We start from the raw sequence: 19826 nt of genomic DNA, 5'->3' as shown, positions 1-19826 counted from the left end.
TCCCGTTAGACTTGGGAGTGCTCAACGATCTGATTCAACACCGTACCAGCCGCATCAATGCACTCGCTTTGCCGTTCGGTTCACGAAATCGATATTTGCCCTTGACGGTCTCCTCTGGCCATCACCACCTGAGATATCAGACGAGCATTGTAACTGTGTGCTGTCCAAGTTCGATGCAGATACACGCTCTCTCTCCAATGTGGAGGGAACCACAATGCATCCCGGTAGTTGAATGAGATGAGCCGGGCGGCAGCCAGAATGGCTCTGAGGGCAACCATCATGGGTGAGAACCAGTCCGACGTCTTCGATCTGTTTTCGGAGATTTATGCAAACGCGGGCCAGGAGGAAATAAGCCTCCAGCAGTATCTCCTTGCCTGCCGGGAAGACAAGTCAATGTATGCCTCGGCGCCGGAACGGATGGTCGAGGCAATCGGCGAGCCGAACCTGGTCGACACCAGCAAGGACGAGCGGCTCGGCCGCATTTTCTCCAACCGCACGGTCAAGGTGTATCCCACCTTCTCCGATTTCTACGGAATGGAGGATACGATCGAACGCATCGCCGGCTATTTCCGCTATGCGTCGCAGGGGCTCGAGGAGCGCAAGCAGATCCTCTATCTCCTCGGCCCTGTCGGCGGCGGCAAGTCCTCCCTGGCCGAACGGCTGAAGAAACTGATGGAGGAACGCCCGATCTACACGCTCAAGGCCGGCAATCAGATCAGTCCGATTTTCGAGTCGCCGCTCGGCCTGTTCCATCCCGATCGCATGGGCGACCTGCTGGAGGACAAATACGGCATAGCCCGGCGTCGCCTCAACGGCATTATCTCGCCCTGGGCGGCCAAGCGGCTTGATGAATTGTCTGGCGACATTTCCAAATTCAGCGTGGTGAAATTGATGCCCTCGCGGCTGCGCCAGATCGCTATAGCCAAGACTGAGCCTGGCGACGAGAACAATCAGGATGTCTCGGCTCTGGTTGGCAAGGTCGACATCAGGCAATTGGAGGATTTCAGCCAGTCCGATCCGGACGCCTATTCCTACAGCGGCGGGCTGAACCGGACCACGCAAGGCCTGCTCGAATTCGTCGAGATGTTCAAGGCGCCCATCAAGGTCCTGCATCCGCTGCTGACGGCGACCCAGGAAGGCAGCTATAACGGCACCGAGAATTTCGGCGCCTTCCCCTATCAGGGCATCATCGTTGCCCATTCCAACGAATCGGAGTGGCAACAGTTCAAGAACAACAAGAATAATGAGGCCTTTCTCGACCGCATCCTCGTGGTCAAGGTGCCGTATTGCCTGCGGATCACCGAAGAAAGGCATATCTACGAGAAACTGTTGCGCGAGAGCGAGCTGGCCGGCAGCCCCTGCGCACCTGAAGTGCTGGATATTCTCAGCCGGTTCACGGTCTCGACCCGTCTTGCCGAGCACGACAATTCGCCGCTCTACACCAAGATGCGCGCCTATGACGGCGAAAACCTCAAGGAGGTCGACCCCCGGGCCAAGTCGGTTCAGGAATATCGCGACGCCGCCGGCGTCGACGAGGGCATGACCGGCGTAAGCACGCGCTTCGCCTTCAAGATCCTGTCGCAGACATTCAACTACGACACCAACGAGGTCGCGGCGGATCCCGTGCACCTGATGTACATCCTGGAAGAGGCGATCAAGCGCGAGCAGTTCCCAAAGGAGACGGAAGCGAGCTATCTCGAGTTCATCAAGTCGGAACTGGCAACGCGCTATGCCGAGTTCATCGGCCACGAGATCCAGAAGGCCTATCTGGAATCGTACAGCGAGTATGGCCAGAACCTATTCGACCGCTACATCGCCTATGCCGATGCCTGGATCGAAGATCAGGACTACAAGGATCCCGATACGGGCCAGATCCTCAATCGCGAGATATTGGACAAGGAATTGTCGCAGGTCGAAAAACCGGCCGGCATCGCCAACCCCAAGGATTTCCGCAACGAAGTGGTCAAGTTCACGCTGCGTGCCCGGGCACGCAACCACGGCCGCAACCCATCATGGACAAGCTACGAAAAGCTGCGCGAGGTTATCGAGAAGCGCATGTTCGGCCAAGTCGAAGATCTTCTGCCGGTGATCAGTTTCGGCTCCAAGCAGGACAGCGTCACGGAAAAGCGGCACAATGAATTCGTGCAGCGCATGGTGCAACGCGGCTACACCGAGCGGCAGGTACGGCGGCTGGTCGACTGGTACATGCGCGTGAACAAGGCGGGCTGAGAAAAGCCCGGATGGTTCCATGCCGATCTTCATCGACCGCCGCCTCAATCCGAAGGACAAGAACCTGGGCAATCGCCAGCGCTTTCTCAGGCGCGCGCGGGAAGAACTCAAGCGGAGCATCCGTGACCAGATAAGGACGGGCCGGATCGCCGATGTGGACAGCGGGCATGCCGTGCCGATGCCTCACAGAGGCACCAGCGAACCGACCTTCAGCGATGCCAGGGACAGCGGCCGGCGCCAGCACATCCTGCCAGGAAACAGGACGTTCATTCCCGGTGACCTGGTGCCCAAACCCGGGCAGGGCGGCGCAGGTTCCTCGTCGCCGGGAAACACGGCATCCGAGGACGACTTTCGCTTCGTGCTTTCGCGCGAGGAAGTTCTCGACCTCTTTTTCGAGGATCTCGAACTGCCGGATCTGGTCAAGCTCAATCTCAAGCAGATACTCGCATTCAAGCCAAGGCGGGCAGGTTTTGCGGCAACAGGATCACCGACCAACATCAATGTCGGGCGCACGATGCGAAACAGCCACGCCCGCCGTATCGCGCTTGGGCGCCCAAAGCAGCCGGAGCTGGATGCGATCCTCCGGCAGCTGGCCAAACTGGAATCGAAGCCGCCAAACGCCGCGACCCGCGAACGCATCTTGACTTTGCGGGAGGAACTCGAGCGGCTGGAGCGCCGCCGAAAGCGTATTGCCTTTGTCGATCCCGTCGACATCCGCTTCAATCGCTTCGACCCGCAGCCGGTGCCGAATGCCAGCGCCGTCATGTTCTGCCTGATGGACGTCTCCGGGTCGATGGGCGAGCGCGAGAAGGATTTGGCCAAGCGCTTCTTCGTTCTGCTGCACCTGTTCCTGACCCGACGCTATGAGCGCACGGAGATCGTCTTCATCCGCCACACGCACGAGGCCCAGGAGGTGGACGAAGAGACATTCTTCTACTGCACGCAAAGCGGAGGCACGGTCGTTTCCACCGCGCTGGAGGAAATGCAACGCATCATAGAACAACGCTATCCGGCCACGGAGTGGAACATCTATGCCGCCCAGGCTTCGGACGGTGACAATTTCGCCACCGACTCGCAGCGCTGCATAGAACTGCTCCACGGCAAGCTCATGCGCCTGTGCCAGTATTTCGCCTATGTGGAGATCATCGACGAACGCGAAAGTCATATTTTCGGCTCGACCGAAAATGGCACCTCGCTCTGGCGCGCCTATAGCGCCGTCGAGCAAAAATGGCCGAACTTCCAGATGAGGCGCATCGCCGCTCCGGCCGACATCTACCCGGTATTTCGCCAGCTTTTCGCCAGGCAGCCGGCTATGGCCAAGAGCGCGTAAGGGGTGCCGGATGGCTGGCCAGGCCAACAAATCGGGGTTGCTTTTCTCCGGATCCGACTGGGATTTCAAAAAGCTGTCGCGGGTCTATGAGGAGATCGAGGCGATTGCGGTCGACCAGCTTCATCTCGACACCTATCCGGTGCAGATGGAGGTCATCTCTTCCGAGCAGATGCTCGACGCCTACTCGTCGGTCGGCATGCCGCTGATGTACCGGCATTGGTCGTTCGGCAAGCATTTCCTCTATAACGAGCTTCTCTATCGCAAAGGCGGTCGCGGGCTGGCCTATGAATTGGTCATCAATTCCAATCCCTGCATCGTCTACCTGATGGAGGAAAACACCATGGCGCTGCAGGCCTTGGTGACCGCCCATGCAGCACTTGGACACAATCACTTCTTCAAGAACAATTACCTTTTCCGGCAATGGACGGATGCCGGAGGAATCCTGAGCTATCTGGACTTTGCCAAGGGCTACATCGCCCGGTGCGAGGAGCGGCACGGCCTGGCTGCCGTGGAAGCCATTCTCGATTCCGCACACGCGCTGATGGAGCAAGGCGTGTTCCGGTATCACCGGCCGCCGAAACTGTCGTCGGAGCAGCAGCGCGAGGGACTTCGCGAGCGCCTCGAATACGAGGAGCGTTCCTACAATGACTTATGGCGCACCCTGCCGCCCGCGCAGGACGCCGACAACTCCGAAGCGGGCGATGAAGGCGTGTCGGAGCGGAAGAAATCGCTCAATCTGCCCGAGGAAAACCTGCTCTATTTCCTTGAGAAGAACAGCCTTGTCCTCGAACCCTGGCAGCGCGAGATCCTCAGGATCGTCCGCGTCATTGCGCAGTATTTTTACCCGCAGCGGCAAACCCAGGTGATGAACGAAGGCTGCGCCACTTTCGTGCACTACACGCTCATGAACATGCTGTTCGACCGTGGCCGGATCACCGAAGGCGCGATGCTCGAAATCCTGCGCAACCACTCGAACGTGATCTTCCAGCCATCCTTCGACGACCAGCGGTTTTCCGGCATCAACCCCTACGCGCTCGGGCTTGACATGATGCAGGACATTCAGCGCATCTCGACCGAGCCGACAGCCGAAGATCGCGACTGGTTCCCGGACATAGCCGGCCGTGGCGACTGGCTTGAGACGCTGCTCGACGCCTGGGCCAACCACCGCGACGAATCCTTCATTCGCCAGTATCTCAGCCCGACCTTGATACGAAAATGGCGGCTCTTCGTCCTGGCCGATGGAGCCGACCAACCGCACTACGAAGTAGCATCGATCCACAACGAGCGGGGCTACAACAACATACGCGCCGCGCTGGCCCACAGCTATGATGTGGGCGCGAGCCGGCCCGACATCCAGGTTGTGGACGTGGACCTGCTCGGCGACCGGCATTTGCGGCTACAGCACAAGGTGAAGAATGGGGTCGTGCTGGAGAATGACAGCCGCGACGCGACCCTTCGCCACATCCGGCATCTCTGGGGCTATGAAGTCAGCCTGGCGGCCGTCGACGCCGACACCGACGCAATGGTCGGCGAACGCTCGACCAAGGACTGTTGAGCATCAGGGATGACGCGGTTGTGCGTGTCTGCGACACGATGGACCGTTCAGCTGTCGCCTGCCGGCCTGATCCTGAGCCTGGCGACGCGGTTCTTGTCGCGTTTCATGACGATGAAACGCTTGCCGTGGAAGGTGAAGGCCTGCTTCTCCTCGGGGATCGACTGCGTCTCATGGATGACTAGGCCGGCGATGGTGGTTGCCTCCTCGTCCGGCAGGTCCCAGTCGAGCGCCCGGTTCAGGTCGCGGATCGGCACGGTTCCGTCGACGACGACGGAACCGTCCGCCTCCTGCTTGACGCCCTGTATGTCGACATCGTGCTCGTCGGCGATCTCGCCGACAATCTCCTCGATGATGTCCTCCAGCGTCACCAGCCCTTCGACCTCGCCATACTCGTCGACGACGACGGCGAAATGCGCCTTGCGGCGCAGGAAGGCGTTGAGCTGTTCCTGCAATGTCGTCGTATCGGGCACGAACCAGGGCTTTGACGCGATCTTCATCACATCGATCCTGGAGAAGTCGTTGCCGACATCGTTGAGGGCGCGCAGCAGGTCCTTGGCGTGCAGCACGCCGACAATGTTGTCGAGCGACCCCTTCCACAAAGGCATGCGGGTGTGCGGGCTCTGCAGGATCTCGCGCACCACGGCTTCCGGTGCATTGTCGGCGTTGACCGAGCGCATATTGGTGCGGTGGACCATGACGTCGGAGACTTCGAGCTCCTCGAGGTCGAACAACCCGCCGATGCGATCGCGCTCCTCGCGCACCACCTGGCCGTCACGGCGGAAATCGTCGACGGCGCCGCGCAGCTCGTCCCCGCTCGAACGCTGCGGCTCGATGCGCGACAGTTCATAGCCGAAAGCGGCAAGCAGGCGCGTGCGCATGGCGACGGCCAACAGGATGAGGACGGCAAGGAAAGCGACGACGATCCAGCCGGCCCCGTTCATTTCGGACGGCTTCCTTGCCTGTCCGGACGGCTCTCTTGCCTGTCCGGACGGCTTCCTTGCCGGCCCGGACGGCTTTCCGTCGCGCTCGGGTGGTTCTCCCTGAGGAACGACAGCACTTCCGAGGCCGGCACGTCCTTGGCGATGAAGGCCTCTCCGATGCCGCGCGTCAGGATGAAGGTCAGCGCGCCGCGCGACACTTTCTTGTCCTGGGTGATGAAGCCAAGCAGTGCATCGGCGTCGGGCAGTTCGCCGGGAATGTCAGCCATCCGCCACGGCAGTCCCACCGTGTTGAGATGCGCCTCGACGCGCGCCGCGGCGTCAGGACTGGCCAGGTTGAGCCGCGACGAGAAGCGATGCGCCAGCGCCATGCCGATGGCGACCCCCTCGCCATGCACGAGGCGGGCGCCGTCATATCGGGTGGCGGCCTCCAGCGCATGGCCGAAAGTGTGGCCGAGATTGAGCAGCGCGCGGTCGCCGGTCTCGAACTCGTCGCGGGCAACGACATCGGCCTTGGCGCGGCAGGCCTCGGCGATGGCCTCTACCCTCTCCGGTCCGCCGGCGAACACGCTGGCCCAGTTTTTCTCCAGCCAGGCGAAGAATTCGGGCCGGTCGATCAGCCCGTATTTGGCGAGTTCGGCGTAGCCGGCGCGAAATTCGCGGATCGGCAGCGTATCGAGCACTCCGGTATCGGCCAGCACCAGCTTCGGCTGGTGGAAGACGCCGACCAGGTTCTTGCCGCGCGCGCTGTTGATGCCGGTCTTGCCGCCGACCGAGGAATCGACCTGCGCCAGGAGCGAGGTCGGGATCTGCACGAAGTTCATGCCGCGGCGCACGATGCCGGCGGCAAAGCCGGCCAGGTCGCCGATAACGCCGCCGCCGAGGGCGATGACGACATCGCCGCGTTCCAGCTTCGCGGCCAGGACGCCGTCCACCACCGCTTCGAGATGCGCGAAACTCTTGGTTTTCTCGCCGGGCGGCAGCGTGATCACGGCGGGCTCGATGCCGCTCTCGAGCAAGCCGGCCTTCAGCGTATGGAGATGCGCCGCCGCGACGTTTTCGTCGGTCACGACCGCGGCGCGTCGGCCCGGCAGGCGGCGCGACATCTCGGCGCCGGCGTGCGACAAAAGCCCCGGCCCGATCAGGATATCGTAAGCCCGCTCGCCAAGTCCGACCTCGACGGCAACGGCAGCAGCGGCGCTCATGGTTCGACCTCGCCCGCGGGAGTGGTCTGGGCTATATCGAAATGCCGGCACAGCGCCTCCACCACCTCGGCCGCGATGACTTCCTTGCGGTCGTCGCGGGTCGGCACGGTGACGTCCGATGTCGCATAGACCGGATAGCGTTCACTCATCAGCCGCTCGAGCACGCCACGCGGATCGGGGCTCTTCAGCAGCGGCCGGTTCTGTTTCTTGGAGACCCGGTCCATCAAAAGGTCGAGTTCGGCCTTCAGCCATACCGACACGCCATGTGCCGCTATCGCCTCGCGCGTCTGTGCGTTCATGAAGGCGCCGCCGCCGGTCGACAGCACCTGCGGGCCGTTTTCCAGCACGCGCAGGATGACGCGCTGCTCCAGCGCCCGGAACTCCGTTTCGCCATAGCGTTCGAACAGTTCCGGAACGGTCATGCGCGAGACGTTTTCGATCTCCTGGTCGCTGTCGATGAAAGGCAGCGCCAGCACGGTGGCGACCTTGCGGCCGATCGCGGTCTTGCCGGCGCCCATCAGGCCGACAAAGACGATGGAGCGGCCGCCGAGCCTGCCCAGCAGCGCGGCATGGCTCCCGCCCGGAGGATTTGCTGGTAGCGCGTTCATCAGCCTCGAAGCCCTCTTTGCCGGCGTATCGACATGAAAAGCCCGGTTGCGTCAAGCGCACTGAGGCAGGCTGGCCTCCCGCGAGCGAGGAACCGGCTGCATTGGAAGTTGCCGGCGCGCTTCAGCTTCTTGCTTGAATTGGCCGGATTGGCGTCCCATAAGGGCACAGGGTTTGGAAACGCAGAACAAGAAGACGGGCGAAGATTGATGCCGACACTGTTTCGCCTTGTCGTGATAACAGCGATTCTGGCGGGCATCGCCTATGGTACGATGTTCGCGTTGGTGATGTTCGTCGAGCCGAAAAAGGCGGAAATGAGCGTGCGCATCCCTCCGGAAAAGCTGAACCCAAAGAAAAACTGAGCCCGAAGAAAAACTTCAGGAAATGAACAGCGCCGCCCGCATCGAAGCCTTTCTGGAGATGATGAGCGCCGAGCGGGGTGCCGCCGAAAACACGCTTTCCTCCTATCGCCGCGACCTCGATGACGCTTCGCAGGAAATCCCTGGCGGTCTTGCCGGCGCCGGCGCCGCGGACATCCTCGCCTATCTCGACGACATCGCCGCACGCGGCTTCGCCCCGACATCGCAGGCACGCAAACTGTCGGCGATCCGCCAGTTCTTCAAATTCCTCTACGCCGAGGGTCTGCGCGGCGACGACCCGACCGGCACGCTGGACAGCCCGAAAAAAGGCCGTCCGCTGCCGAAGACCATGAGCGAGGCCGACACCGGCCGGCTGATCGACCGCGCCGCGCAGGAGGCCGGCGATGCCGGGCTTGGCGAGAGCGACAGGCTGGCGGCGCTGCGTCTGCACGCGCTGGTCGAAGTGCTTTATGCGACAGGCCTGCGCGTTTCGGAACTGGTCGGCTTGCCGGTGACGGTGGCGCAACGCGACGATCGCTTCTTCATGGTGCGCGGCAAGGGCGACAAGGAGCGCATGGTGCCGCTGTCGGCCAAGGCGCGCGCGGCGATGCGAGCCTGGCTCGCCGCCCGGGCCAAGGTGTCCGCTTTCGCTGACAGCCCGTTCCTGTTTCCTGCCGCGTCGGACAGCGGCTACCTCTCGCGCCAGGTCTTCGCTCGCGACCTCAAGGGGCTGGCGGCCCGGGCCGGCATCGCCTCGGCCAAGGTCTCGCCACATGTGCTTCGCCATGCTTTCGCCAGCCATCTCTTGCAGAACGGGGCCGATCTCAGGGCCGTGCAGCAACTGCTCGGCCATGCCGACATATCGACGACACAGATCTATACCCATGTGCTGGAGGAGCGATTGGTGCGGCTGGTCAACGATCATCACCCGCTTGCCGACTAGACCTCATATCGCTATGTGAGGGCGACGTTCCATCGCCCGGAGCCCCGGATTTCAGGGTCCCGCCAGTCTTTGCTTCCGACGTATCGGTCCGCCCAAGCATGTACAACTACCTCGATTTCGAAAAGCCGGTGCAGGATCTGGAACTCAAGATCCTGGAACTGAAGAAGCTTGCCGAGAACGGCGAGGCGGTCGATGTCGCCGACGAGATCAGCAGGCTCGAGAAGCGGTCGCGCGATGCCCTGCGCGATCTCTACAAGGCATTGACCCCATGGCAGAAGGTGCAGGTGGCGCGCCATTCCGACAGGCCGCACTGCGTCGACTACATCAAGGGCCTGTTCAGCGATTTCACGCCGCTCGCCGGCGACCGCAATTTCGGCGAGGACCAGGCGATCGTCGGCGGCTTTGCCCGGTTCCGCGGCGAACCGGTAGCGATCCTCGGCCAGGAGAAGGGCTCCGACACGGCGAGCCGGCTGAAGCACAATTTCGGCTCGGTGCGCCCCGAAGGCTATCGCAAGGCCGTGCGGCTGATGGAGCTTGCCGACCGCTTCAAGATCCCGCTGCTGACATTGGTCGACACGGCCGGCGCCTATCCCGGCGTCGGCGCCGAGGAGCGCGGCCAGGCCGAAGCCATTGCCCGTTCGACCTCGGCCTGCCTTGCGCTCAAGGTGCCATCGATTTCGGTTGTCATCGGTGAAGGCGGTTCGGGCGGCGCCATTGCCATCGCCACCGCCAACCGCGTCTACATGCTGGAACATGCCATCTATTCGGTGATCTCGCCCGAGGGCGCGGCCTCCATCCTGTGGCGCGACACGACGCGCTCCAAGGACGCGGCGACCAACATGAAGATCACCGCCCAGGACCTTCTGGAACTGAAGATCATCGACGCCATCATTCCCGAACCGATCGGCGGCGCCCAGCGCGCACCCGAAACGGTGATTGCCGCGACGGGCGATCTCATCGCCAGGACGATGAAGGATTTTGCCGGCGCCAACATGGATTTTCGCGAGCAGCGCCGCGAGAAGTATCTGGCAATGGGCCGCAGCCTCTGATCACGATTTGGCGGCTCAACCAGGCCGCCGCAAGCCGCCTCCACGGCAACGCTCCACGGCAATGTGGCGGCGATGAGCAATTTCGCCACAAAAATGCCGCCGGATTCGGTTCAATGGAATTGCCGTGAGGGCTGGCCGAGGCTTGCGGTAAGGAATTTTCAAGGTTAACGGGCTTACGGTCCGTCTGTGTTCAGCATGCGGGCTCGGCCGTTTCGAAGCCATTGGCCCGAAAGAGAAGACGTAGCCTTATCCATGTTTGCCAAGCTTGCCCGCACCGGAATTCTCATCACCGCGATAGCCGTCGCCGGCTGCAACGATTCGTCGATGAAGGATTTTGCCCCGGAGGCCAACAAGCCTCTGCCCGACAAGATCCTGGCCGACATGAGGGCCAAGGGCATGGTGCGCACCTCCTCGGTGATGGCGCGCATCTTCAAGGAAGAGGGCAAGCTAGAAATCTGGAAGGCCAAGACCAACGGCCGCTACGACATGGTCGCCAGCTACGATATCTGCAAATGGTCGGGCAAGCTCGGGCCGAAATACACCGAGGGCGACCGCCAGGCGCCGGAAGGTTTTTATACCGTGCGTCCGGCGCAGATGAACCCGCGCTCGAACTACCATCTGTCCTTCAACATCGGCTATCCCAACGCCTATGACCGCGCCAACGGCCGCACCGGCTCCAACCTGATGGTGCACGGCGCCTGCTCGTCTTCGGGCTGCTATTCGATGACCGATGCCCAGATCGAGCAGATCTATGCGTTCGGCCGCGATGCCTTCCAGGGCGGCCAGACCGAGTTCCAGATCCAGGCCTTCCCGTTCCGCATGACCGCCGCCAACATGGCGCGCTACCGCAACGACCCGAATTACGAATTCTGGAAGATGCTGAAGGTCGGCTACGACAATTTCGAGATCACCAAGGTACCGCCGAAAGTCGACGTTTGCGAGAAGCGCTACGTCTTCAACCAGGTGGCTCCAGAAGGCACCACATTCAATCCGACCGGCCCCTGCCCTGCGTCCACGCAGCCGGATTCGCTGAAAAGCGCCTACAGTGCCTATCAGAGCACGTATGAGGCTGCGTTCAACGGCGCCCTCAAGGCAAGCACGCCGGCGCCCAAGCCCACCATCGCCGGCATCAAGGAAGCCAGCATCGTCTCCGACTGGTCCAAGCGCCGTGCGCGCGGCGAGCGCGTGCCGATCGACCCGCCATCGCTCAACTCGGACGGCTCGGTCACCGAGACGGCGCGCATGGGCCGCATCGATTCGCCCGCCGGCCGCAAGATGGCCGCGCTCGATGCCGAAAAGGCCGCGAAGCAAAAAGCCGAGGAGCAGCGGCTGGCCGCGATAGAAGCTGCCAAGCAGGCCAAGGCGCAAGCGCTGGCCGAAAAGGAAGCCGCCAAGGCGCAGGCGCTGGCCGAAAAGGAAGCGGCCAAGACCGCCAAGGAAGCCCCTGTCGCCACCGCGACGATCGAAGCGCCGGCCGAGCCCGCAACGCCGGCCGAAACGCAGGCCGCGAGTGCCGACGAGAGCCGCGTGACGAGGCTGAAGAACAAGCTACTCGGCATGTTCGGCGGCTGACATTTTTCGCCGTGACCAACGACACCGTCTACGATCTGAAGGGGCTGAACTGCCCTTTGCCGGTGCTGAAGGCGAAGAAGCGGCTGGCCGGGATGCCGCCGGGCAGCCGGCTCTGGCTGGAAACGACCGATCCGCTCGCCGTTATCGACATTCCGGCGTTCTGCGCCGACTCTGGTCATCATCTCGTAGAGACATCCGCCATATCAGGCGGTCACCGCTTCCTGGTCGAGCGCGGCGAATAGCTGTCGTAAAGGGTCAGCGTCCCGCGATCGCCAGGGGATTGTTCTCCAGCGCCGCGCGGTCGGGCGTGTCGATCGACGGCCGGTTGGTGAAGGCGGCAAACAGTCGCCTTATATAATCTTCGGGCATGTCGAGCGTGATCAGCACCAGCCGGGTGCCGCGCTGGCCGTCCGGCCAGGACGGCAATCGAGCCGGCGGATGCAGGATTTTCTGAACGCCATGCACCACCAGCGGCCGCGACGGATCTTCCTCGAGTTCGATGACGCCCTTCATGCGCAACAGGCGCTCGCCATGCGTGGAGCGCAAAAGATCGAGGAACATCTCGATGGCCGAGAACGGCACCGGGCCGTCATGCACCAGGGAGTGGGTGCGAATGCGCTGATCATGCCGGTGCCCGTGGTCGTGGCCGTGCCCGTGGTCATGCCCGTGGTCATGCCCGTCATGATCATGATGATCATGGTTATGCATCGCTTCTTCGCCGAGCCAGCGCCGCACATCGGCTGATTTGGTCGCCGGGTTATAGAGGCCGCAGTCGAACAGCGCCGCGACGCTCGTTTTCGCATCGTCGACAGCCAGCAGTTCGGCGCCCGGATTGATCTGCCGCAGCCGCGTCCGCAGCGCTTCCAGTCCATCCGGACCAGCGACCAGATCGGTTTTGGAGAGCACGATGCGGTCGGCGACGGCGACCTGCTTGACCGCCTCGACATGGGCGTCGAGCGTGGCATCGCCGTTGACCGCGTCGACCAAGGTGATGACGCCGTCGAGCCGGAAAGCCTGGACCAGTGCCGGATGCGCCATGATCGATTGCAGCACCGGTGCCGGATCGGCAAGGCCGGTGGTCTCGACGATGACGCGGGCAAGGCGGGCGATGCGGCCGGTCTGCAGCCGGTCGACCAGATCGGCCAGCGTGTCGACCAGTTCGCCGCGTACCGTGCAGCAAAGGCAGCCGTCCGAAAGCTGGATGATGCCGTCGGACGCCTGTTCCACCAGCAGGTGATCGATCGCCACTTCGCCATATTCGTTGATGATGACGGCCGTGTCGGCCAGCGCCGGGTCCTTCAGGAGCCGGTTGAGCAGCGTCGTCTTGCCGGCGCCGAGAAAACCGGTCAGCACGGAAACAGGGATGGGAAAACCACTCATTGCCTAGTTCGCAACCTTGACGGGTTGGTCGCCCTGCGCAGCCGAGCCCGCCACCGTCGGGCCGGCGCCGGGCGCCGGTCTGTCCGGCCGCCAGGTCGGAATAGGCACGTCGGCATATTCCTGGCTGCCCTGGGCGAGCATGGCCAGCGGGGTCGGGCCGGTCGCGCCGCCAAGCCCCACGGCAACCAGTGTCGGCACGTGGTCGAGCTTTTCCTGGTAGGGCGATTTCGGCACGTTCTTGGCGACGACGGGCGGAGCCTCGGACTGCTCAGCCGGCGCCTTCTTCTTGCAGATCTCGTCACGCATGTCGTTGGGCGAGATGGTGTCGCCGTAGGGCGCCAGCGTGGCAATGGTGGCCGAGCCGGCGGCAGGCGTATCGAAACCCTGGTCGAGCAGTTTGGCCGCGGCCTCGGCACGGGTGATCGCCGACTTCTCGCCGAGCACCACCGCCACCAGCGTGCGGCCGTTGCGGGTCGCCGAACCGATCATGTTGAAGCCGGAGGGGCAGACGAAGCCCGTCTTCATGCCGTCGGCCCCGGGATAGCGACCGATCAACAGGTTGTAGTTGGGGATCGCCTTCTTGCCGACCGCAAGCCCCTCGATCGAGAACCACGGCGCATATTGCGGAAACTCGCGGCGGATCGCCGTCACCAGCACGGCCAGGTCGCGCGCTGTGGTGTACTGGTCCGGCGAATAAAGCCCGTTCGGATTGACGAAATGCGTTCCGTTCATGCCGAGCCGGACCGCTTCGGCGTTCATGCGCTCGGCAAAGGCTGCCTGCGATCCCCCGACATTCTCGCCGACGGCCATGGCGATGTCGTTTGCCGACTTGACCAGCATCATCTTCAGCGCATTGTCGAGCCGCATCACCGAGCCTGGCTTGAAGCCCATCTTGCTCGGCGGCTCGGCGGCGGAATGTTTCGTTACCTTGATCGGCGAATCGAGCCGGACCTCGCCGGCCGCTATCGCCCGGAAGGTCACATAGGCCGTCATCAGCTTGCTCAGCGATGCCGGGTACCAGCGCTTGAACGCGTCCTGATGCTGGAGGATCTTGCCGCTGTTCAGGTCGAACAGCACGACCGGATTGGCCAGCGCCGGCCCGGCCAGCGCCGAGAACGCCACGGCGCCCGCGCAGAATAGTTTGAGGAAATGCCTGTGCCGCATGATCGAATCCGAAATCGCCTCTTGCCGTAGTCGCCCCTGGCTCCGTAAGATTTACGCGATCGCCAGCAAAATGAGTCCGCCCTCAAAAACGGACCGCATTGTTGCGGTGCTATTTACTCTATGTGACGTCAACATGGCAAAGTGCCTGACGATCACAATTGCAAGGCAGCGGACCTGCCCCAACAGCGAGATGGAACCATCATGCCAATCCTGAACCGTGCCGCCGAAATGCAGGACGAGGTTGCCGGCTGGCGACGATATCTGCACCAGACCCCGGAACTGAATTTCGACGTCTTCAAGACAGCCGCCTTCGTCACCGAGAAGCTGAAGGCCTTCGGCTGCGACGATGTGGTGACGGGGCTGGGCAAGACCGGCGTCGTGGGTATCATTCGCGGCCGCCAGGGCGAAGGCGCCACCATCGGCCTGCGCGCCGACATGGACGCGCTGCCGCTTAACGAGATCACCGGCAAGCCCTATGCCTCGACCGTTCCCGGCAAGATGCATGCCTGCGGTCATGACGGCCATACGGCGATGCTTTTGGGTGCGGCGAAATATCTCGCCGAGACCCGCAACTTCGCCGGTTCGGTGGCGGTCATCTTCCAGCCGGCCGAAGAAGGCGGCGGCGGCGGCAACGAGATGGTCAAGGACGGCATGATGGAGCGTTTCGACATCGCGAAAGTGTTCGGCATGCACAACATGCCGGGCCTGCCGGTCGGCCAGTTCGCCATCCGGCCGGGCGCGATCATGGCGGCGACCGCGGAATTCACCATCACCGTGAAAGGCCGCGGCGGCCATGCGGCGATGCCGCACGGCACGATCGACCCGATCGTCATCACCAGCCAGTTGGTCGGCGCCCTGCAGACGATCGCCTCGCGCAGCACCGACCCGGTTGAAGCCGTGGTGGTGTCGGTGACCAAATTCCATGCCGGCGACGCCTACAACATCATCCCGGAATCGGCGGAGATCGCAGGCACGGTGCGCACCTTGCGCAAGGAAATCGCCAAGAAGTCGGAAGAGCGCATTCGTGCCATCTGCGACGGATTGGCCACGGCCTTCGGCGCGAAGATCGAGGTCGATTATCAGGCGAACTACCCCGTAACCTTCAACCATGCGGAAGAGACGGTTTTTGCCAGCGACGTCGCGGCAAACGTCGCCGGCGACGCTCATGTCCACCGCGGCATCCAGCCGGTGATGGGCGGCGAGGACTTCTCCTATATGCTGGAAGCCAGGCCCGGCGCCTTCATTTTCATTGGCAATGGCGACACCGCCGGCCTTCACAACCCGGCCTATGACTTCAACGACGAGGCCATCCCGCACGGCATGAGCTACTGGGTGAAGCTGGCCGAAACCGCGCTCGCCGCCTGAGGCCTGACGGCGGCAGGGGCCGGCCGATTGTGTTCGGCCCGCCCCTTGGCGAAACGATCGGAAGCGGCTATGTGTCGGGCCGCGTGGTCCCGTAGCTCAGTAGGATAGAGCGGCAGATTCCTAATCTGTAGGTCACAGGTTCGATTCCTGTCGGGATCACCACGTTTTGCTGCTTAACCCGGATACTGTCGGACCTGAATCGGACTGAAACCAGAGCCGATCACCGGGGTCGCATCGGTCATCTGTACGGAACCTGCATGCGGATTTCTACCGTTCGAATAACGTCAGAAAAGCGCTTGCAGACGTTCCGACAAATCGGGAATTGGGTGATTGGTTGGAGCCCGGTCGACGGACCGCAGCGGTCCCGTCCGGGATGAGGTTCAGAGCCGTTCCAGTGTCAGCATGCCCGGATCGCCCTTCCAGGCTTTGGAAAGTTCGTCCGCGGCTTTCGTTGCGGCGGCAGTATCGCCTTGGGCCTCCGCCGCCTGCTGCAGCCCGAACAGTGCCCAGGCGCTGCTGCGTGCGCGGTGGAGCGCCGCCACAAACTCCTTCGCCGCGTCCGCCGGCTGACCGTTCTTGAGGAGGGCGGCACCGAGGGACTGCCGCACGGGATAATACCAGTACGGAGGCTCGATGTAGGGGATCGTGTCCTCCGTTTCGACCGCTTTCTTCCAGAAGGCTATCGAGCCGCCGACGTCATTCTCGGCCTGCGCAGCGCGGGCACGTACGACATCTTCGGCCACTTGCAGGACCGACAATGCCGGGATTCCCCAGGCATCGTGCACCGACCAGTCGGTTTCCTGAGCGATCTTGTGGATGGCGTCCGCCTCGACTCGCGCGCCCGAGGCGTCCTTCTTCTCGGCCAGGGCGACGCCGCGCGCATAGTGCCACATCGATGTGATGTAAGGCGGCGCGCCGGCCGGCTCGGCCTTAGCCAGGATCGCATCCGGTTCGGCATATTGCGCCCAGGCGAAATACGGAGCTGCCTTCACCGGCTGCACGATCGGTATTGCCGTGGCCACCTCGTTAGTCAGAAACTTGTCCAGCTTCTCAGCCTCTGCAAGCACCGTCTTCGAGTCACCGAGGAGCTGGGCCGAAACCAATACGAAGTGCACGTTGTGGGAATAGTAGCCGAGCGGATAGACACCGGTAGCGCCGGTTTCGGCGAGATAGGTCTCGTCCACTTTCGAGGCAGCTTCGTTGGACTTCAGCGAATCCGTGTAGCGGCCGACGCGATAGTAGATGTGGCTCGGCATATGGACGATGTGTCCGGCCCCCGGCATCAGCGCTGCTAGCCGGTCCGCGTAGGGCTCGGCGCGCTCCGGACGACCCGAGGCCTCAACAAGATGAATGTAGAGGTGAATCGCCATCGGATTGTCGGGCTTCCTGGCGAGAACGCCTTCCAGCCGCCTCTGGATGTCGGCGGTGCGGCCCTTGGGTTCCTTGCCGCCCGGCTGCCAATAGTCCCAAGGCTGCGTGTCCATGCCGGCCTCTGCGGCCAGCACAGCGAGCTCGAGATCGTCAGGATATTTGTCGGAAAGCGCCGCAGTTGCATCGGCGAAGGCGGCGTTCAGGGTGTTTCGATCGGCCTTGGGATCTTCGGAATACCGCGTGGCGACCGCCTCGATCAGTCCCCGCTCCTTCTCGGTGGCACCGGATGAAAGCGCCTGCGCCTTTCGAAGAGCAGTGATCGCTGGTGCATTTGCGGTGGGATCCATCGGCACGTTGATGTTCGGGCCCAGGACCAGTGCCTCGCCGAGGAAGCACATCGCACAGTCGGGATCGAGGCTTTGTGCCTTGCGGAAGGCGCGTCGCGCCTCCGCGTGATTGAAGTTGGTGGCGAACCGCAGCCCCTGGTCAAAGTATTTTTGGGCATCGGCGCTCTTTGTGCTGATCGGATAGCTCAGGGAGCCCAGGTCATCCCACAATGGCGGCTGGGCCTCCTCGTAGGCCTTCAAGTCTTGCGGGGCCAGTGATTGGCCGGCAGCGGCCAGAGCGACGCAGTGTGTGATGTCGAGTTCCCCCGGCAACGATACTCTTGGCGCCGCAAGCTGCGACTGCAACGGACTGTCCGCGGCGTAAGCAATGGCAGCACCTGTGCCGAAACTCATTAAGGCAATAGCTGTCCATCCTGCACTTGGCAGGCAAGCACGCAGTTTCATCTGAACCTCCTGGCGTTCGGTACGATCGGCAAGCTCCGATCAGCCCTGTCTTTCCAATTCTCGATCGGAGGTGCGGGCGTTGATGATCCGCCTCGCGCCGCCGTTTGGCAATATATTTCCTACTGCTAATGTAATAGCGGACGCGATGTTTTCTGCTCACCTCTTCGGCCCGAAGGCACTAGTCGGACACCAGAGGGATTCAGGCACGCGCCGTTGCAAAAACCAAATATCGTCTGACCGCCCGCCCCGCTTGAGACGTATCGGATCGAGACCGGCGCCTGTTGTTGTGAAGTGCCACGGCCCCGATTCAGCGCAGAGTGCAACCCTTGGACCGTCAGGGCTTCACCCGAACGGGTGACACCGCGACTTCAATGCGTGGAGGACCCTTGGTATCGGGACAAGAGCTTCGCGAGTTCCGCCTGACTTCCGGTGCTTGTTTTCGAGAATATTGCACGGAGCTGGGTTCTGGCGGTTTCACGGCCAATTCCCAGGGCAGAGCTTGCCGCGCCTATACCTCGGCCATCGGCAAGGCGGCAGGCCAGCCGCGTTTCGGCTGCTGTTAGTTGAAAGGCGTGCCTTATCAGTTGCTTGGGTAGCGCCGGTTCGGCCACAAGATCGGTAAAATAGAGGAGCGCGTCTCCGCCGTTAAAGAGGTCATGGACGAACGAGGTCATCGGAATGGCTTCAGCAAGAAGCCATGGCGAACCCTCGCGAGCAATCAAAACGGGCTCCCCGTCGCTCAAGTCGCCGCATTGGCTGACCACGCCTGCGATCAATTTCTGCAAGCGTGAATCACTGGGCCGATCTGCCGCCCGGAGACGACCACCGTGGATAACGAGGCCAGTACCAAGCAGAGCTTCCGCGTGTTTATTGTAGCGGGTGACGCGGCCTCGGCAATTCAGCAACAGCGCTGCGCTTCCCATCCGATCCAGAATGGCCAGGTTCGGTTCGACTGCCGTTTCCCAAACCTTTTCCGCAGCACTGATGATGCGAACCATCGACGGAACGATCGCCAAGAAATCCTCGGCTTCATTCCGGTAGAATGGCCCCTTATGAGCGTCACGAAACATCGAGAGCATCCACCTTCGATCCTTCACCATGAAGTCTATTGCAGCCCACCATTCCCGGTCGCCTGGACGCGCGATTTCTTGGTAATAAGGGAGAACCTCGCGCTCATCACGAGTGGTGATCTCATCCTCGACAACGAAGCTGTCTGTCAGTTTTGCCAACCTCTTGCGCGGTCTACGTTCATGCGGATCGGGAGCACCTTCGATTCTTTCGATCCAAAGGGCGGCGAATTCGGCATGTTCGGTCGAATCGGGTCTGAGCGCGGTCGGCGATCGCTGATCGCTACGAAACGGGTGAGTTGGATCGCAGGTGCGGATAACGCAACTTGTGGCTCCCAGGGAGTGGGCCAGCATTTGAAGCGCTGCGGGCCACTGCCTAAACTCGAACGCGGCGTCGTAGCAAGCCTCGATCGCAGCGGCAATGTTCCGATTGTCGGACATAGGATTTGCGTCGCGATCCCGGTTTCTCGCCCTTTTTCTCCTCATGGCCCGTTGACGGCCCTCCAGCTACAGGCCCCGCAACCGGCTCGGGCCAGGGATGTTTATTTCCCGCGGCCATGCTCGACAGACGGTCAGCTGAGGACCTATCGTCAGACTGACGCATCGAATGAGAGATAGCTACATTAGCATAATAGCCACGCAACTTCACCGATGCTTCTCGACGAAATCTCTGCACGCAGGTGAAAGCCGTTCGATCTGGCTTTCAAGGTCGCATTTACCCATCGGTTTCGTCGGGCAAAACCGTGCGTAGTCGCGGCGACATCCCTTGCCTTCGAAAATTTTGAAAGATCTTACCTGCGTAGGGTTTGTTGCGTTGACTGAACTGGGTATCAGCCCGGTTTCGATCTCCATCGCACCGTCACGACTTGACCCCTTGCTTCCACCCTTGCCCCCACCCTTGC

17 protein-coding genes and 1 tRNA gene are annotated in these 19826 nt (G+C 62.2%); 10 read left to right on the top strand and 8 right to left on the bottom strand.

Annotated features, from left to right (window positions below; translation table 11 throughout):
• Positions 1 to 279: 279 nt before the first annotated feature.
• Genes FJ428_RS11840 through FJ428_RS11830 form a run of 3 tightly spaced genes read left to right on the top strand, consistent with a single transcriptional unit; the run spans position 280 to position 5114 of the window.
• A complete protein-coding gene (locus FJ428_RS11840; RefSeq protein ID WP_140500854.1) occupies positions 280 to 2229 on the top strand; it encodes a PrkA family serine protein kinase in 1950 nt (649 codons plus the stop codon).
• Positions 2230 to 2248: 19 nt separating this feature from the next.
• Positions 2249 to 3559 (top strand): YeaH/YhbH family protein, encoded by a 1311-nt coding sequence (locus FJ428_RS11835; protein WP_140525767.1) that lies wholly within the window; start codon positions 2249 to 2251, stop codon positions 3557 to 3559.
• A 10-nt stretch (positions 3560 to 3569) separates the two neighbouring features.
• Positions 3570 to 5114, top strand: a complete 1545-nt coding sequence (locus FJ428_RS11830; protein ID WP_140500756.1) for a SpoVR family protein — start codon at positions 3570 to 3572, stop codon at positions 5112 to 5114.
• A 47-nt stretch (positions 5115 to 5161) separates the two neighbouring features.
• Here the strand turns inward: FJ428_RS11830 and FJ428_RS11825 are convergent, their stop codons facing one another.
• The 3 genes from FJ428_RS11825 to FJ428_RS11815 are packed head-to-tail and all read right to left on the bottom strand — an operon-like array spanning position 5162 to position 7865.
• Complete coding sequence (locus FJ428_RS11825) at positions 5162 to 6055, bottom strand: HlyC/CorC family transporter (RefSeq protein ID WP_140500755.1); 894 nt, start codon at positions 6053 to 6055, stop codon at positions 5162 to 5164.
• Positions 6052 to 7257 carry a 3-dehydroquinate synthase gene (gene aroB, locus FJ428_RS11820; RefSeq protein ID WP_224518914.1) on the bottom strand — a complete coding sequence of 402 codons (1206 nt, stop codon included), beginning with the start codon at positions 7255 to 7257 and terminating at the stop codon, positions 6052 to 6054. Before aroB ends, FJ428_RS11825 begins: the two co-directional genes overlap by 4 nt.
• A complete protein-coding gene (locus FJ428_RS11815; protein ID WP_140500753.1) occupies positions 7254 to 7865 on the bottom strand; it encodes a shikimate kinase in 612 nt (203 codons plus the stop codon). The genes aroB and FJ428_RS11815 overlap by 4 nt, the downstream gene beginning before the upstream one ends.
• 207 nt (positions 7866 to 8072) lie before the next feature.
• Between FJ428_RS11815 and FJ428_RS11810 the strand changes: the two genes are divergently transcribed.
• The 5 genes from FJ428_RS11810 to FJ428_RS11790 all read left to right on the top strand — a co-directional run bounded on the left by FJ428_RS11810 (position 8073) and on the right by FJ428_RS11790 (position 12028).
• Entirely contained in the window at positions 8073 to 8225 is a 153-nt protein-coding gene (locus FJ428_RS11810) for a histidine kinase (protein ID WP_140500853.1), read from the top strand.
• 22 nt (positions 8226 to 8247) lie between these two features.
• Entirely contained in the window at positions 8248 to 9165 is a 918-nt protein-coding gene (locus FJ428_RS11805) for a site-specific tyrosine recombinase XerD (protein ID WP_140879489.1), read from the top strand.
• 98 nt (positions 9166 to 9263) lie between these two features.
• Positions 9264 to 10214, top strand: a complete 951-nt coding sequence (locus FJ428_RS11800; protein WP_140500751.1) for an acetyl-CoA carboxylase carboxyltransferase subunit alpha — start codon at positions 9264 to 9266, stop codon at positions 10212 to 10214.
• 252 nt (positions 10215 to 10466) lie between these two features.
• A complete protein-coding gene (locus FJ428_RS11795; protein WP_140879488.1) occupies positions 10467 to 11786 on the top strand; it encodes a murein L,D-transpeptidase family protein in 1320 nt (439 codons plus the stop codon).
• A gap of 11 nt (positions 11787 to 11797) precedes the next feature.
• Positions 11798 to 12028 (top strand): sulfurtransferase TusA family protein, encoded by a 231-nt coding sequence (locus tag FJ428_RS11790; RefSeq protein WP_181167283.1) that lies wholly within the window; start codon positions 11798 to 11800, stop codon positions 12026 to 12028.
• A gap of 13 nt (positions 12029 to 12041) precedes the next feature.
• On the opposite strand, the gene FJ428_RS11785 is transcribed toward FJ428_RS11790, so the two are convergent.
• The gene (locus tag FJ428_RS11785) at positions 12042 to 13166 is read right to left on the bottom strand and encodes a GTP-binding protein (protein WP_140879486.1); all 1125 of its coding nucleotides are present in this window, start codon (positions 13164 to 13166) and stop codon (positions 12042 to 12044) included.
• A 3-nt stretch (positions 13167 to 13169) separates the two neighbouring features.
• Positions 13170 to 14330 carry a D-alanyl-D-alanine carboxypeptidase family protein gene (locus FJ428_RS11780; protein WP_140500747.1) on the bottom strand — a complete coding sequence of 387 codons (1161 nt, stop codon included), beginning with the start codon at positions 14328 to 14330 and terminating at the stop codon, positions 13170 to 13172.
• A 201-nt stretch (positions 14331 to 14531) separates the two neighbouring features.
• On the opposite strand from FJ428_RS11780, the gene FJ428_RS11775 reads away from it, so the two are divergent.
• Entirely contained in the window at positions 14532 to 15695 is a 1164-nt protein-coding gene (locus FJ428_RS11775; protein WP_140879485.1) for a M20 aminoacylase family protein, read from the top strand.
• 85 nt (positions 15696 to 15780) lie between these two features.
• Positions 15781 to 15857: transfer RNA gene (locus tag FJ428_RS11770), tRNA-Arg, on the top strand.
• A gap of 218 nt (positions 15858 to 16075) precedes the next feature.
• On the opposite strand, the gene FJ428_RS11765 is transcribed toward FJ428_RS11770, so the two are convergent.
• From FJ428_RS11765 to FJ428_RS30505, 3 genes are all read right to left on the bottom strand, one after another.
• Positions 16076 to 17857 carry a hypothetical protein gene (locus FJ428_RS11765; RefSeq protein ID WP_140879484.1) on the bottom strand — a complete coding sequence of 594 codons (1782 nt, stop codon included), beginning with the start codon at positions 17855 to 17857 and terminating at the stop codon, positions 16076 to 16078.
• A gap of 368 nt (positions 17858 to 18225) precedes the next feature.
• The gene (locus FJ428_RS11760; protein WP_140625667.1) at positions 18226 to 19365 is read right to left on the bottom strand and encodes a helix-turn-helix transcriptional regulator; all 1140 of its coding nucleotides are present in this window, start codon (positions 19363 to 19365) and stop codon (positions 18226 to 18228) included.
• Between the two features lie 204 nt (positions 19366 to 19569).
• Positions 19570 to 19826, bottom strand: a 257-nt coding sequence (locus FJ428_RS30505) for a hypothetical protein (RefSeq protein WP_210241343.1), incomplete at its 5' end; no start/stop codon positions are given.

Origin of the sequence: Mesorhizobium sp. B2-8-1 (assembly GCF_006440955.1) — a bacterium.
In the GTDB taxonomy this organism is placed as follows: Bacteria; Pseudomonadota; Alphaproteobacteria; order Rhizobiales; family Rhizobiaceae; genus Mesorhizobium.
This window is presented reverse-complemented; position numbering and strand designations above follow the sequence as displayed.

Bases quoted from the DNA above. Each gene is read 5' to 3' on its own strand.
- FJ428_RS11760 (WP_140625667.1), bottom strand. From the start codon at position 19,365: ATGTCCGACAATCGGAACATTGCCGCTGCGATCGAGGCTTGCTACGAC.
- FJ428_RS11830 (WP_140500756.1), top strand. From the start codon at position 3,570: ATGGCTGGCCAGGCCAACAAATCGGGGTTGCTTTTCTCCGGATCCGAC.
- FJ428_RS11805 (WP_140879489.1), top strand. From the start codon at position 8,248: ATGAACAGCGCCGCCCGCATCGAAGCCTTTCTGGAGATGATGAGCGCC.
- FJ428_RS11815 (WP_140500753.1), bottom strand. From the start codon at position 7,865: ATGAACGCGCTACCAGCAAATCCTCCGGGCGGGAGCCATGCCGCGCTG.
- FJ428_RS11785 (WP_140879486.1), bottom strand. From the start codon at position 13,166: ATGAGTGGTTTTCCCATCCCTGTTTCCGTGCTGACCGGTTTTCTCGGC.
- FJ428_RS11835 (WP_140525767.1), top strand. From the start codon at position 2,249: ATGCCGATCTTCATCGACCGCCGCCTCAATCCGAAGGACAAGAACCTG.
- FJ428_RS11795 (WP_140879488.1), top strand. From the start codon at position 10,467: ATGTTTGCCAAGCTTGCCCGCACCGGAATTCTCATCACCGCGATAGCC.
- FJ428_RS11825 (WP_140500755.1), bottom strand. From the start codon at position 6,055: ATGAACGGGGCCGGCTGGATCGTCGTCGCTTTCCTTGCCGTCCTCATC.
- FJ428_RS11800 (WP_140500751.1), top strand. From the start codon at position 9,264: ATGTACAACTACCTCGATTTCGAAAAGCCGGTGCAGGATCTGGAACTC.
- FJ428_RS11840 (WP_140500854.1), top strand. From the start codon at position 280: ATGGGTGAGAACCAGTCCGACGTCTTCGATCTGTTTTCGGAGATTTAT.
- FJ428_RS11780 (WP_140500747.1), bottom strand. From the start codon at position 14,330: ATGCGGCACAGGCATTTCCTCAAACTATTCTGCGCGGGCGCCGTGGCG.
- FJ428_RS11775 (WP_140879485.1), top strand. From the start codon at position 14,532: ATGCCAATCCTGAACCGTGCCGCCGAAATGCAGGACGAGGTTGCCGGC.
- FJ428_RS11810 (WP_140500853.1), top strand. From the start codon at position 8,073: ATGCCGACACTGTTTCGCCTTGTCGTGATAACAGCGATTCTGGCGGGC.
- aroB (WP_224518914.1), bottom strand. From the start codon at position 7,257: ATGAGCGCCGCTGCTGCCGTTGCCGTCGAGGTCGGACTTGGCGAGCGG.
- FJ428_RS11765 (WP_140879484.1), bottom strand. From the start codon at position 17,857: ATGAAACTGCGTGCTTGCCTGCCAAGTGCAGGATGGACAGCTATTGCC.